The organism is Rhodopirellula sp. UBA1907 (assembly GCF_002337565.1).
Classification (GTDB): domain Bacteria; phylum Planctomycetota; class Planctomycetia; order Pirellulales; family Pirellulaceae; genus Rhodopirellula; species Rhodopirellula europaea.
The window spans coordinates 146,439-160,875 of record NZ_DDGH01000048.1 but is presented as its reverse complement, the minus strand read 5'-3'; the positions used below and the strand labels follow the sequence as shown (position 1 = coordinate 160,875).

13 protein-coding genes are annotated in these 14,437 nt (G+C 55.4%); 8 read left to right on the top strand and 5 right to left on the bottom strand.

What is annotated here, in order from left to right; all coding sequences use genetic code 11:
* Window positions 1-684: carbon-nitrogen hydrolase family protein (locus B2R17_RS10505; protein WP_286763940.1), on the top strand; the 684-nt coding region annotated here is incomplete at its 5' end.
* Window positions 685-725: 41 nt separating this feature from the next.
* Here the strand turns inward: B2R17_RS10505 and B2R17_RS10500 are convergent.
* A complete protein-coding gene (locus tag B2R17_RS10500; protein WP_008665260.1) occupies window positions 726-1,619 on the bottom strand; it encodes a C39 family peptidase in 894 nt (297 codons plus the stop codon).
* 327 nt (window positions 1,620-1,946) lie between these two features.
* Here B2R17_RS10500 and rph point away from each other — a divergent pair, with 327 nt between their 5' ends.
* From rph to B2R17_RS10480, 4 genes are all read left to right on the top strand, one after another.
* Window positions 1,947-2,687 carry a ribonuclease PH gene (rph, locus tag B2R17_RS10495; RefSeq protein WP_008665261.1) on the top strand — a complete coding sequence of 247 codons (741 nt, stop codon included), beginning with the start codon at window positions 1,947-1,949 and terminating at the stop codon, window positions 2,685-2,687.
* 175 nt (window positions 2,688-2,862) lie between these two features.
* Complete coding sequence (locus tag B2R17_RS10490) at window positions 2,863-3,921, top strand: Gfo/Idh/MocA family protein (protein ID WP_008665262.1); 1,059 nt, start codon at window positions 2,863-2,865, stop codon at window positions 3,919-3,921.
* A complete protein-coding gene (gene larE / locus B2R17_RS10485) occupies window positions 3,918-4,838 on the top strand; it encodes an ATP-dependent sacrificial sulfur transferase LarE (RefSeq protein ID WP_286763939.1) in 921 nt (306 codons plus the stop codon). Before B2R17_RS10490 ends, larE begins: the two co-directional genes overlap by 4 nt.
* Window positions 4,839-4,858: 20 nt before the next feature.
* Complete coding sequence (locus tag B2R17_RS10480; RefSeq protein WP_008665266.1) at window positions 4,859-6,466, top strand: serine/threonine-protein kinase; 1,608 nt, start codon at window positions 4,859-4,861, stop codon at window positions 6,464-6,466.
* 65 nt (window positions 6,467-6,531) lie between these two features.
* On the opposite strand, the gene B2R17_RS10475 is transcribed toward B2R17_RS10480, so the two are convergent.
* Complete coding sequence (locus B2R17_RS10475; RefSeq protein WP_236615580.1) at window positions 6,532-6,846, bottom strand: hypothetical protein; 315 nt, start codon at window positions 6,844-6,846, stop codon at window positions 6,532-6,534.
* Between the two features lie 342 nt (window positions 6,847-7,188).
* On the opposite strand from B2R17_RS10475, the gene B2R17_RS10470 reads away from it, so the two are divergent.
* Complete coding sequence (locus tag B2R17_RS10470) at window positions 7,189-8,052, top strand: GAF domain-containing protein (RefSeq protein ID WP_008665269.1); 864 nt, start codon at window positions 7,189-7,191, stop codon at window positions 8,050-8,052.
* Window positions 8,053-8,111: 59 nt separating this feature from the next.
* On the opposite strand, the gene B2R17_RS10465 is transcribed toward B2R17_RS10470, so the two are convergent.
* The 3 genes from B2R17_RS10465 to B2R17_RS10455 all read right to left on the bottom strand — a co-directional run bounded on the left by B2R17_RS10465 (window position 8,112) and on the right by B2R17_RS10455 (window position 11,381).
* Window positions 8,112-8,819: a helix-turn-helix transcriptional regulator gene (locus B2R17_RS10465; RefSeq protein ID WP_236615581.1), complete on the bottom strand. Its 708-nt coding sequence runs from the start codon at window positions 8,817-8,819 to the stop codon at window positions 8,112-8,114.
* A gap of 511 nt (window positions 8,820-9,330) precedes the next feature.
* Entirely contained in the window at window positions 9,331-10,257 is a 927-nt protein-coding gene (locus tag B2R17_RS10460; protein WP_286763938.1) for an aminotransferase class IV, read from the bottom strand.
* On the bottom strand, window positions 10,254-11,381 hold the full coding sequence (locus tag B2R17_RS10455; RefSeq protein ID WP_286763937.1) for a fatty acid desaturase family protein: 1,128 nt from the start codon (window positions 11,379-11,381) through the stop codon (window positions 10,254-10,256). Before B2R17_RS10455 ends, B2R17_RS10460 begins: the two co-directional genes overlap by 4 nt.
* Window positions 11,382-11,602: 221 nt before the next feature.
* On the opposite strand from B2R17_RS10455, the gene B2R17_RS10450 reads away from it, so the two are divergent.
* Together B2R17_RS10450 and B2R17_RS10445 are read left to right on the top strand one after the other, a co-directional pair.
* A complete protein-coding gene (locus tag B2R17_RS10450) occupies window positions 11,603-12,898 on the top strand; it encodes an NAD(P)/FAD-dependent oxidoreductase (RefSeq protein WP_286763936.1) in 1,296 nt (431 codons plus the stop codon).
* 71 nt (window positions 12,899-12,969) lie between these two features.
* Window positions 12,970-14,437: adenylate/guanylate cyclase domain-containing protein (locus tag B2R17_RS10445; protein WP_286763935.1), on the top strand; the 1,468-nt coding region annotated here is incomplete at its 3' end.

Sequence of the window (14,437 nt, the reverse complement as noted above, 5' to 3'; positions counted from 1 at the left end):
GCCCCGACGATTGATTCACCCGCGATCCAAAGATTGATCGAAGCTTGCCAAGCCAATCAGTTGACGATCACGATCGGGACCCTGATTCGGAAGAATCGCGACGAGCTTCACAACTCGGCTTTGATGATTGACGGATCCGGGCTGATCGGTCGCTACAACAAAGTCCACCTGCCACACCTGGGCGTGGACCGTTTCGTCGATCGCGGCCTCGCTTGCGACCAAATATTCACGACTCAATCGGGTTGCAAAGTGGGATTGGGGATCTGCTACGACAGCTCATTCCCTGAACCCATGCGAGCATTGGGACTGGCCGGTGCTGACGTCATTGCTCTGGGAACCAATTGGCCCGTCGCTGCTTCTCGTACCGCGGAAATCGTTCCTCCGGCGCGGAGCATGGAGAACCACTTGTTTTTTGTCGCTGCGAATCGGATCGGCGAAGAACGCGGTTTTGAGTACTGTGGTTTAAGTTCGATCTGCGGTCCCGATGGCGTTGAACTGGCTCGCGCGAAAGGTGCTGAAGAAACAGAACTGATCGTCGACATCGATCTAGAACAGGCTCGCAACAAACGCATCGAACGCACGCCTGGAAAACACGTCATCGATCGATTTGCCGATCGTCGCCCCGAGATGTATTCACGTCTCAGTGATTCGATTGCGGTCACCAAATCAACCGACAACGATTGATTGCCGATCGAATCAACCGATCGACGAATCAAGGAGTCGATTCACTCGCCAGCCAAATAGATGGCTTCCCCGGTGAATCGTCTTCGCAACTCTTCATCGCTCCAGGAAACCTTGCCAACCGCCGGGTCTCCGATCAACCAACGACCACCGTCGGTCTGGCCCAAAACAGTCACGACGTGTCCAACCGTGACATTGCCCAAGAATCCGTTGTCCTGAGGATTGTCACCGGTCAATCCAAATCGAACCAAAGCAACGTTGGGCAATTGCCCTTTCTCGAGCCAATGACTTGGATTGCGAGAAGCAACCTTTGCCTTTCGGTCGTGCTGGCGTGCGACGGTCGACAGCCCGCGATAAAGTCCCAATGGTGCGGTTCCCAGCGAACTGCTCAGGCAGGCGCTAGCGAGATCTTGTTCGTCGGCTTTGATTCCTGATCGATCCAAGAGCGTGACCGCGGCCGCTGGGGCACAACTTGCAGAATTGGATTGGATGTAAACGCCGTCTTGCCACTGCGACATCCATTGTGGTTCAGGAGGTTGATCCCAATCCAATGGAAACAAAACCGGACGAGCGATGGGCGTTATGACGAAAGCAACCGCCAACGTCATCATGATCCCGGCGACGGCAGGCCGGAAGTTTCGACGCAAATCGACGGCGTGCCCCGCCATTCCCGCGGAAAACGCGAGAACAACTGGCGTCACGTTGGACCAGTAGAGTGCCGCGGAGGACGTGATCGCTTCCGCCCAGATCAGCCGGCCAAAGAAGCTCCATGCGAATAAGAACGAAATTCCCACCAGCCCCAAAAATACCCAGCGGTCCGATCGTTCCGAAGCGGATTGGAATCGGCATCCCAGGCGATAGGCACCCAAAGTCATCAACGTCACCACGATCACGGCCAAAGCCAGTTCGAGATCAGGGCGAGCGAATTCCAGGTCCATAAACACCTCCGAGGGCACGACAACGGGGCCAAGGTTAACATTCCGTTAAATTAACGTTACCAACCGATGACCTTCTGCACAAACACCAATTTAACCTTGGCTTCATCAATCCTTCGCATAGAAATCGACTTTCCGTCCTCGACACCGCCCAATTTCCGAGCGGCCGACGTGGAAAAACCAGCATTCGACGAGAAATCAGTTCAGCGTCACCTACCGAGCATTTGTCGTGCCAACCTTCTTTTTGGGGCTCCGCCTATCCATGAAGGGTCCAAAGTCAGATAGGCTGCCCGTTTCACCATCTCCCTGCTCGCGACGCCCACTCAACGCATGAACTCAGCCACCGATCTCGCCCGCCCTCACGATCAAATCCGCCCCGTCGAAATCGAATGTGGGTACTTGGAATCCAACCCCGCCAGCGTTCTTTACAAAAGCGGTAAAACGATCGTGCTTTGCACGGCATCGGTTGAAACCAGCGTTCCCCCGTGGATGGAAGGGCGAGGCAAAGGCTGGGTGACCGCCGAATACAACATGCTGCCAGGCAGCACGAGCCCACGAAAACGACGTGACCGCAGCGGCAAGGTCGACGGCCGCACGACTGAAATCCAACGATTGATCGGACGCAGCCTGCGTGCAATCGTTGACCTGCATGCCCTGGGAGAACGTTCCATCACGGTCGATTGCGACGTTCTTCAAGCGGATGGCGGTACCCGCACCGCATCAATCACCGGCGGCTACATCGCGTTGTCTTTGGCGATCTCGCAATTGGCAGCGATCCCAGAACTCGATCCCCCGGTCGACCCAACCGCGGTTCTTCGCGATTCGGTCGCGGCAATCAGTGTCGGAGTGATCGGCGAAGATGTTGTCTTGGATTTGGACTACCGACTGGACTCGGCTGCGGACGTCGACATGAACGTGATCATGACCGGCTCAGGGCGTTTCATTGAATTGCAAGGCACCGGCGAAGAAGCCACGTTTGACGACGTTCAATTGGCAGAACTGCTGCGATTGGGCAAAATTGGTATCGCCGATTTGACCAAACTCCAAAAAGCCCAACTGGCCGCCGTGTAGTCGCCGCCAACCGGGCTGAGCTGCCGCGTTCGCACAGCTTCCACTCGGATCACTTCGCTTCGCTATCCCTCACGACTTCGATCACCGGCGGTGCAAACTCGCGGATCGCCATCCTTCCTAAGCCGAAGGCAAATCGACCGCGTGCCGTCGTCCCTCCTCATTGCCAGGTCAGTGTATGTCTTCGAAAGCCAACACACCCATGCGTGCCGCCATCTTGGGCGTCGGATTCATGGGTTGGATTCACAAGCTCGCTTACCAACGCAGCGCGACCGCGGAGTTGGTCGGTTTTGCTAGCCGAGACGCCAAGAAGAGAGCCGGCGATTGGCGAGGCATCCAAGGCAATTTTGGGCCACCCGGTGAACAATGGGATGTGTCCGGGTTGAACGTCAGCGAAAACTTAGATGGACTATTGGAAGATGATTCCATCGATCTGATCGATGTGTGTTTGCCGCCGCATCTTCATGTCGATGCCATCAAGAAAATCTTGGCGTCGGGCAAGAAAGTACTGTGTGAGAAACCGCTCGCATTGACATCCGAAGCGGCTCGCTCGCTTCTGGACGTTGCGGAACCGGGGCAATTGATGGTCGCACATATCCTGCCGTTCATGCCCGCCTTTCGCTTTCTCGTCGAAGCCCAATCCGATGGTCGCTTCGGCAATCCCATCACAGGCCGATTTTCGCGAACGATCAGTCCTCCGGATTGGATCCCTGATTTCTATGACCCTGAAAAAGTCGGTGGACCACTGATCGATCTGCAGGTACACGACGCCCACTTGGCTCGTGTGTTGTTTGGCATGCCGACCGCAGCCCACTGCGTCAGCCACAATCAACAAGGTGTTCCAAAGCGATACGAAACGATTCTGGAATACGCAGCTTCCGCTGATTCTGATGTTGCCACTCCCGTGGTCAGTTTGGCCGGGGGCGTGATCGACTCACCGGCCCGCGGATTCACTCATGGTTATGAGGTCTCCTTCGAAAAGGCCACGGTACGTTTTGAGTTCGCCGCCTATGGCGATGGATCCTCGGACACGATTCCTCTGACTGTTATGCACAACGATGGAAAACTAGAACGTCCCGATTTGGGCGAGCAAGATCCGATCGACGGTTTTGTCAGTGAGATCGATGCGGCCGCGGAAGTTGTCGCAGGTGGCAGCTTGCATCCAGTGCTGGACGCACAACTCGCAACTGATGCTTTAACGATTTGCGAAATGCAAATGGCGAGTCGCCGTTCATGACCGATGTTCAACCGCTCGCCGATCGACTGATCGCTCACTTGAAAGAGATGGGCGGATTGATAGTTGCGTTTTCCGGTGGCGTCGACAGCAGCGTTGTCGCCGCGGCGGCGCATCGAACCGGTGGCGATGTTGTGGCAGTCACGGCTCAGTCGCCAGCAGTTGCTCGGTGGCAACTCGATTGGGCTCGCCGCGTGGCCGAGCAAGTTGGAATCGCTCATCAGTTTGTTTCCACCGACGAATCGGACCGGTCGTCTTACCGACGCAACCATTCGGATCGCTGCTTCTATTGCAAGCAAACCTTGTATGAATTCCTGGCTCCAATCGCGGAGCAACGTGGTGCGACGATCGTCTCCGGAACCAATGCGGATGACTTGGGCGATCATCGCCCTGGTATCACTGCCGGCACGCAAGCTCGTGTGCAAACGCCACTGGCAGATCTGGGGATTGGTAAATCGGCGGTTCGTCAATTGGCCGCGCACTTCGGCCTGGAAAACGCTGACCTTCCGGCTTCCCCGTGTTTGGCCAGCCGTATCGCGTATCATGTCGAAGTCACACCGGAACGATTGCAACGCATTGAAACCGCCGAAGCCTGGCTTCGAGAACGTGGCGTCTCGGACTGTCGAGTTCGGCTTCACGCAGACGAATTGGCCAGGATCGAAGTTCCCCAACAGGAATTCGCCAAGGTCCTGGACTGGACGCAAAACCAAGATTTAGTTGGCTCATTCATTGCAATGGGCTTTCGATATGTCACCTTGGAACTGGGTGGCCTGTCCAGCGGAAGTCAAAACCGCGGTTTGTCCGAACCTGAGTTGGTTCAATTGACACCCGGCCAGCCGATTTCCACGTCCAATTCATCGTCGTCTCGCCCGCCTAGTCATGGCGAGTCTTCCAACAACAGCACAAAGGCACTTTCGTGAGCGATCTAGTTGGCTGTCGCGTGGGTGACTACCAAGTCTTGCGCCGCTTGGGCAGCGGTGGCATGGCGGATGTGTACGCAGCCAAACACTTGAAGCTCCGACGTGATGCCGCACTGAAGGTTCTGCGACGCACGCCACAAACCAGCCAAGAAGATCTGCAACGATTCGAACGTGAAGCACAAGCCGCCGCTTGCCTGAATCATCCCAGCATCGTGCAGGTGTATGAAATCGGCGACCATCAGGGCACCCACTTCATCGCTCAAGAGTTGATCGACGGTTCGAACCTCAAGCAGTGCCTGCAGAAATCAGGTCAATTCACCGCGAAGGAAGGCATTGAAATCCTTCGCTGCGTGACGGAAGCCCTCGTGGTTGCCCACGCTGCAAGAGTCACTCACCGAGACATCAAGCCTGAGAACATCATGCGTTCGGGTGACGGTGCTATCAAAGTCACTGACTTTGGCTTGGCACGTGTGTTGTCTAACACGGACGCCAGCGCGGTGGATCTCACGCGGGCGGGTTTGACACTCGGCACGCCACGCTACATGAGTCCCGAACAAATCCAAGGCCACAAGGTCGATGGCCGAAGTGACCTCTATTCGCTCGGCGTGACCCTGTATCACTTGCTGGCCGGTCAGCCACCTTTCGATGCCGAAGAACCGCTGGCGTTGGCGGTCAAGCATTTGCACGAAATGCCGCAACCGCTTGACCACGCTCGCGGATCATCTGACCTACCGCCTTGGTTGGTCGCCACAATCATGCGTTTGCTTCGCAAGACACCGGGTGAACGCTTCGCATCCGCGATGGAACTGCTCGACGTCATTCGAGCGAACATGTCGCCTTCCGAGTCCGGCCTGCCATCAACGCGAATCGGAAATGGTTCGGGCTCAAGTGGCACGACTTCGATCGATTCCGATCGCACATCCGCTGCTGTGAACTACTTGGGATCCACCTCCGCGACGATACAGTTGCAACGAGTCACCGATGCGATCGCAAACGATCGTCGACACGACACGATGCGCTGGGGCGGTGTGATCGCATTAGCAGCCATCGCCGCATTGGCTGGCTGGGGAATCGCGATCTGGACCAAAGCTCCATCGGTTGCGCAGACCATCGGAGTACCAAGTGTCACTCGCACCGCCAGCATCGAAGATCAATATTGGCAGGCCATCTCGCTAGACAGCGTGCCGGCGTGGAAAGCGGTGGAGGAGTACTTTCCCAAAGATGAAATCACTCCCGAAGAAGAGATCTATCATTTGAAAGCGGCGCTCCAGCTAGCCCGATTGCTGATCGATGAGCAACGCTGGCCCGAAGCGTCCGCTGCACTTGCCGGAGTTGAACAATCCGCTAACACCTCGCGACTCTATCGCGCACTCGCGTTGGTCATGCGGTACCAAATTCAGATGGGTATCAGTGCTCGAAGAGAGGCCAATGAAACCAAGAACAAACTTCGCAACTTGGTCGACGAATTAAGAAAAGACAATTCGCAAGCCCTGGAAACTTTTCGCGCGTTGGTGCCTTTATCAGATCGCTTGGAGCTGGGACTCGACGAGCCCGCGGTGATCGACGGCCCGAGCGATCGTCGATCTGCACTCGAATTCAATCGACGCCTCTCGCCACGACTGGGTTGAGCGAGAACGTTCAACGATCCGGGCGAGCAGCACCGCCGTTCAGGAGGCCATTGCCGAAAGATGGTTCAGTCCAAATTCAATTCGTCGAGGACATCGGAAACCAATTCCGAGTCAACTTGGCACATCGATTTCAGATCGGCGTTGAGCAGCAACCCGTAACCTTCGGCGATGTAATCGAGCAAGGTTTCGCCGTCGACGATGAAGCCACCGACTTCATCATTCCCGAAAAGGTCCGCTCGCAGCTCCACAAACTCAGCTGCGGCAGACTGACCGGTGAAAGCCACCAAATAAGGCGAACCATCCAATTCCGCGGTCAAAGCCCCCAGTTCGTCCGAATCATCTTCGTCACGCAGATGAATCAACACGTACGAATGGGCCATCAGACAATCCGCCAATGAAGCAGCGTCACGCTGCTGAATGGCAGTTCGGCATTCGTTCGTATTGAGATCGGAATCCGCAGGCATGGTGGTAAGATAACGAGTCTGGCGACTTTGCAGAATCAGGGCCCGCAAGAAATCGAGATTTTATGGCAACCATCCAGTGTCGCCCGGAATACACGCCCCCCATCAGAGATGTAATAATACACATGCTTCAACGCACAACGAACACCTGGTTTTGGGTGTATGATCACTGCGTGTTTTGACATAATCAAAACCGGGAAGCGCTCAGGTTCGTTAAGGTAGACGGACTCGAATCACGATCCATGTTGCAAATGATTTGCCATGATTCAGACTCTACTCGCGCCCACGATGAATTTTCGTGAAGCAAGCCGCGTCGTTCTCGAGTACCTCCAATCGACCACTGGGTTGGCACTTTGGATGATCACTCGGACGGAGGACGAAGCCTGGATCGTCTTGGATCGTTCCGATCCCAATCATGTGTATCCCGTCGATTCAGGCGACATGATTCAGTGGTCTGATTCGTATTGCCAGCACATGATTAAAGGCTCGGCACCTCAGATCGCCCGACACGCCCAGCAGATCCCGCTCTTTGCACAATCGTCGATCTCAAAAAAGCTGCCGATTGGTGCCTACGCAGGAGTCCCCATCTTTGACCGTGATGGCGAACTGTTTGGCACGCTATGCGGCATCGATCCAGAGATTCAATCGGAGCAATTCGAAGAGCACCTGCCGTTGATTCAATTGCTGGCCCGATTGCTGGGCGGCTATCTGTCGATGGAATTGCAACTGCAATCGTTGCAACGTAAAAGCGATCGCAATTCATTGCATCAAATGGTTGACGCAACAACGAGCTACTTCAACCGTGAAGGTTGGAGCCGATTGATTCAACGAGAACGCGAACGTGCGAATCGCTTGGGACGCCCATCGAACGTGCTTCGGGTTGATATCAAATTCGACACTCAAACCAAGTTGTCGGATGTGGTTGCGGCAATCAAGGATGAGTTCGGATCGGATTACTTAATCGGTCACATCGCCACGGACCAATTCGAAATTTTGCTCGAAGACCACGAGATGTCGCTGGCCATTGAACGAGGACGTTTGATTCAAGATCGATTAGCAGCTCGCGGAATCGTTTCGGACTACAACGCGTTCAATCTTAAGATCACAGAAACCACGACTGCATGACGCAGGCTTCGCGTCTCCGCATCAGCAGCGTTTGCCGAAGGACGGGCAAACCTGCCGGTTCACAGCAAACCGTTCTCTTCTAGACGCACCAACAATCGGACGATCTCAACCGGACGGGTGAACTGCAAACGTTCCAGGATTTTCGCGCGACGCACTTCGACCGAACGCCGCGTCAATCCGACCATCGTGGCGATTTCGCCCGTGGTATCTCCCATCGCGATCGCTTCGCAGATTTGACGATCAACCGAGTCGAATTGCTGGTAGACCAGCAGCGACTCGCTCAGTGACAATCCTTGCTCCGTCGCATCCGCTTTCAGAAGTGCAACCGGACGAACCAGTGTCGCGCTGATCGCACTATCACCGGAAGCGAATTCGCGTCGAATGCTACTGACGTCCCAAACGCACATTCGCCCTCGATCGTCTTTGGATTGAAACGAATAGTCCAACTCCAATGCTCCGAGCGCGATCAGCTCGCCTCCACCCATCAACATTTGAACCATCTCACTCGGCAAACCAGATGGCAACGATTCAGTGGCAGTGAATTCCACTTCGACGAACAGATCCTCGAGAGTTTGATTCCAAGCGATCAACCTTCGCTCGTCATCCATTAAGAAAACGCCCGACTCCAAACGCAGTTCCGTGAGCGACGCGCGAAATGATTCGGCTGGTAACTCCGGTGGGCTCGCATCAAAGCGATTCGATCCGCTTTCAAGTATGCCGGTGGCTAGCATGCCGGTAGTAAGGGCGGCGCTGAAATGAGTATTCAACCAGCGATCAACCACCCGCCGGTCCTCTGTGAATGGACGACGGTAAGCCAATCTGTGAATCGCGGCGGATACCTGTTGGACCATTCCGACCCTCAACCCTTATGGGGAGGAAAGCACCGTGGCTGAACCCAATCGATTTGGATTCACAAGAGCCAATCCACGTCTACACGATGCCTCGAGGGAGCGATCTTAACACACCACCTGAGGTATTGCTTCCAATGGGGCCCCGAAGGCGCAACTTTCGCAAACTGTCGCTCAACAGCGAGACTTCACCCAATGCGTTTCCAAATCAATTCAATGTGAGTCAAAGTGGTGGTCTGCGGAGACTGCCAATGGGGCACAATGCAGTCCCCACAGAACCACCTACAAAGTGGATGACATCACGGGGCAAGTGATATCAAGCCGAACTTTGATTCGCATTTGCGAACACTACCTGCATCGGACTGGTGAATATGCGCAATGACCTAACGAAAGACAAGCCCTACATTTCCCCCAAGGCCCCCAAGCACTTCTAGACCCCGCTGATCGGGCGGTCCGCCGACCGTCTCAACATCTCCTGCATCATTCGGCAGAACGCCCCTCTTTGACGCACCTCGCACCCTTGTCCGCAATTGCTGGCAAACCAGACGCCCGTATCGGTTCCCACGAGCAAAATCTCTTCGGCTTTATGAAGGTCGTTCGGCATGAGCGGTGCCTCCATACATGGGATTCCCTGCACATCCGCCCACTGCCGAAGGAGTCCAAGAGTCACTCCTTTTAAAACTTTTTTTTCCGGTGGGACGATCAATCGTCCTTCGCGAATAATCGCGATGTTGGCCAAACTGGATTCCGTCACACTGCCATCCAGATCCAGCAGCATCCCCGTCGCGTCAGGATCCACCTGCTTTGCTTCGAGATCAGCCAGATAGTAGTGCAGCCGATTCCGAACTTTCGCCTGACGAGGCCAGGACTCCATTGGCGGCTGTACAACATTCGTGATGACGATGGGCTGGCCGTGCAACTGACGATGAGCAACCGCTTCATGGTCGATGGCATTGAGGTGCACGGCCCAAGTCGGATCAAATTTGACAGATCCCGCCGTTACCCAAATGGTCATCCCGACATCAGTTTGCTGGACCAATTCAGCGTTCAGCTTCAAACACTCCTCGATCAACCTTTCGAGCTGACCGGTGGAAGGCCCGTTTTCAATCTTCAACAAACGAAGCGTCTCACGCAGTCGCAACAGGTGCTGCTCGGCACAGAAAACCGTTCCGCCATACGTTCGAAGCCGTTCGACTGCGGTCACTCCCTGACGAAAGCCGAGGTCGCTGATCGGCAGTGAGATCTGATCGAACGATCGCCATTCTTTGATGTCCCAGGCAGGACAACAAAAGTAGGCGGTGTGCGTTGCAAACGATTCGAAGCTCCCTTCTCCGAACGCAATCGGAGGGACACTCAAGTTGACGGAACCGCTCGGTTGGATTCAGCCGGTTCTGCTGCGATGACATCACCACGCTGGGCGGTTCTCGAGCGTCGCCAAAGCGCAGCGATCTCTGAGAACAACGATTCTGCAGACGTCTGATGATAGATCGAATCGGCGGGCAAACCTTCCGTGAGTCGACGATGTGCCTTGCCCAAGTTGTGATACGGAAGCCTCGGAAACAAATGGTGCAAAGCATGGAAACGCGTTCCAATCGGTCCCCACAATTCGCTGGCCCAAGCGTGGTTGGGATAATTCACCGAGTCTAACAACTGTTCTGAAAAACTCATCTCGCCGCCATCGTTGGTCCAGCGATGAGCCCCCAACGTGCGGACTTCGTTCAGCACGAGAATCCCAACGCCAACGGCATAAGCGATCAACCAAAAAGGATCGAGCCATTGATCTCGCAAAATTCCGCCGCGAATCAAGAACCACACGCACCAGGAAAAGCACAACGCTTCCTGCAACAACACGATTCGCATCACCTTGGGTGAGGCATCGGGACGTTCATAAAACGGATCAACAACCATGGTCGAAAGGTGACGATGAACGAGCGGTCGCAAACTCGGCACGATCCAGCACAGCGGGCTGATGACCAGAAACCGAAAGATCGCCAGCAAAGGCAGGAACAACGCTTGCCCGATGAAGACGGCGATCAACCACGGCCCCCGGTTGCTCAAAGGCAAATACTCACCGTCGTGCTCCGTCCCGTAATGCTTTCTTCGGTGATGGTCGACGTGCGGGTAGTAAAGGAACGAGGGCACGAAAAAGAAAATTCCACAAAGAGCGTTCCACGCAATGCGGAACGCGGTGAACCCTTTCTCGGGCAGGTGCACCAGTTCGTGGATGAACATCAACGCCCGCATGTAGAGGATGAGCGTCAACACATAACACACCGCCATTCCGGCCCAAACCTGCGGCGTGAATCCGTAGAACCAGGGCAGCAGGAAAATGCCGTGAAGGAACACGTGTCCCGCCAGAATCGACCCGAGAAAGTCCACCCAGTAAATGGCTTGATTGGGACGCTGCAAATCGGAGATAAGAGCTCGCGCCTCTGAGAACCGAAAGCCGTGACAGGAGGCGTTTGGAGTGGTGCCGCTCATTTCACTATGGAAAAAAAGGGGGTGTGAACGAGTCTTCGCTTGTGATGTAAGATCAGAGTTAGTCAATGAGATAACAAAATGCAATTCGGATTTGTGATCCCAACCCGCCAATGAGCGGTTGCCGTCGAACGAATCCCCCTCGCCGAGATGGTTGCCGACGGCACTCGAGCGAAGCCAAACTCCTTCTTGAAGACGTATAGGACGCCAACGTTTTGACCCAAGTGGCCACCCAATCAACCGGTCTCCACATCGTCGTCGTGGGTGCCGGGGCGGCGGGAATGATGGCCGCTGCCGTGGCCGCCCGATCGGGTGCACGCGTCACGCTACTCGAAAAAAACACTAAAACGGGCGTGAAAATCCTGATGTCGGGCGGCACCCGCTGCAACATCACTCACGACACCGATTCCAAAGGCATCACCGAGGCGTTTGGTCACGCGAAACGTTTTCTGCAACCGAGCATCGGGAAGTTCGGTCCCTCCGACGTCATTGCGATGTTTCACGAACTCGGCGTTGAAACCAAACGCGAAGAGACGGGTAAAATATTTCCTGTCAGCAACCGAGCCATCGACGTCCGAGACGCCCTGCATCAATCCATGTTGAATGCCGGTGTCCGCCTGGAACTTCGTTGCTCAGTCCAAAATATTCAGCCGCCGTCGGACTCATCGAACCAATGGCGAATCAGCTTCGATCAGAATGGCCGGGCCGACGAGCTCTTCGCCGACCGAGTGATTGTGACGTCCGGCGGACGAAGCTGGCCGGGGTGCGGAACGACGGGCGACGGATACGAATGGTTGCGAGCCCTCGGGCACACCATCGTGGCGACGCGTCCCGCATTGGTTCCATTGGTAGGCGGCACCGATGCAACTCAAGCTCTTTCCGGCCTGACGCTGCCGGACGTCAACGTATCAGTCTTCACGCCTGACCATCGATCAGGCAAGAAACCCAAAATCCAACGTCGGTCCTCTTGGTTGTTCACCCACTTTGGTTTTTCCGGCCCAGCCGCGATGGATGTCAGTGGTGTCATGACCGCTTACGACCGGATCCAAGATTCTGTCATGCGACTGGATCTCGTGCCTGAAACCAGCGAGCCCCAACTACGCGAAATCTTTGGTCGCCGGGCAGGCGAAGCGGGCAAGCGATCGGTAACGAACATCCTGCAACAGTGGGTGCCCTCTCGTTTAGCACTCGCGATCTGCGAAGAATGCCATCCCGCCAATGCGAACTGCAAGCTCGCCGAGTTGCCGAACAAAGAGGCCAATTTGATGATCGAAAAACTCAAACGTTGGCACCTGCCAGTCAATGGAACCCGTGGGTTCGCAAAAGCAGAAGTCACTGCCGGCGGTGTCAAGCTCAGCGAAGTCGATCCGCGAACGATGCAAAGTCGACTGGCAAATGGTCTCTTTATCGCCGGCGAGATTTTGGACGTTGACGGCTGGATCGGAGGCTACAACTTCCAAGCCGCCTTTAGCACCGGACGCGCCGCCGGACTCGCGGCGTCCCAAATAGAAGACGCTTGAGACACACGACTCGATCATAGAAAATCAAACCTTGCGATTCGCCACTCACCTCTCACGGACGACACCAACGCATGCCTGATTTGATTGCTCAAGGTGCCGGGGATGGATTCCGTTGGCGCAAAGGTCTTCCCGAACTGGTCGCCGGTGTCGACGTATTGTTGGGCCGCCAGCCATCTGGTTCGCCCGATCCAATCGCGATTCAGTCTTCCGGTGGCGAACTGACTGATACCGACACAGCGGATTCAGAACCCACCGAACGAGAAATTAATCTTCAACGAGACCGTCGTCGAACACGAACGATTCATTGGCAAGTCGCTTGGGATCAATCGATCTCACGTTGCCACGCGATACTGACCATTTTAGAAAACGATCGCATTCAGGTTCACCGAGACGCTCGAGCTCGCAACCCAATCTTTTTTCGCGGTCGCCCCCGTGACCGATTCGTGGTCGTGCCCGGCGAACACTTTGTAATCGGCGAAACCACCTTCACGCTCGCACGTCGCCCAGGGTTCACCGATGACGTCGGTCACGTAATGCGAGGCCAGTCGATACAGGAGCGAGCCATTGATGCATCGACGCCTCGCGAAGGCCCGATTCCTCCTTCGCAACGTTCTGCCATGATCGGCAGCGCCGAGGGCGTTACCGAGATGGCATTCGACGCATCGGTCCTGCGTGAAAGAGACTTCCGCGACACTCGACGTCGTATCCAATTGCTCGCCCGTCTTCCTGACATTGTCGCCGGCAGTGTCGACGATGAAGAACTATTGGTTCGTGTTTCCGACACATTGCTAAGAGCGACCCCGTCCGCATCTGCAGTAGCAATCGTCCGTGCGAATGTTCCAGACCGTGTGGGATCAGATATCGATGCGGCGAAAAACGAATCACCTTCGGACATGAAGGTGTTGCACTACGATTGCCGCGACAATGGATCGCAACAACATGCGGTCAGCGCACGCCTGGTCACAACAGCACTTCACCGTCGCGAAAGTGTTCTGCATTTATGGGAAACCGAACGCAATGGTGGCGTCGAATTCACCGCGGCCGAAAATGTTGACTGGGCCTTTTGTGTGCCTCTAAGAAGCGAAGCGTGCTCTGGATGGGCCATCTATGTCGCGGGATCACGTGCATTGGGATCCAACTGGAAAGAACTCTCTGACGACTCAGCCACGCTGGCGGATCGATTGGGCGACGATGTGAAGTTCGCGGAAGTGGTGGGATCTCTGATCTCAGGGATCCGACAAACATCACACTTCCAACAGCGTCACTTGGCGATGAGACGCTTCTTCGCTCCGGTCGTTCTCGATGCGTTGTCAGGCCAAGACCCACAGAGCTGGCTGCAACCTCGACAATGCGATTTGTCGGTCATGTTCTGCGACCTGCGTGGTTTTTCGCGAACGTCGGAGATGCAAAGCGATCAATTACTCTTACTGCTCGAACAGGTCAGCGCAGCACTGGGTGTGATGACGCGTCATATCCTCGACACTGGTGGGGTCATTGGCGACTTCCACGGCGACGCTGCCATGGGATTCTGGGGCTGGC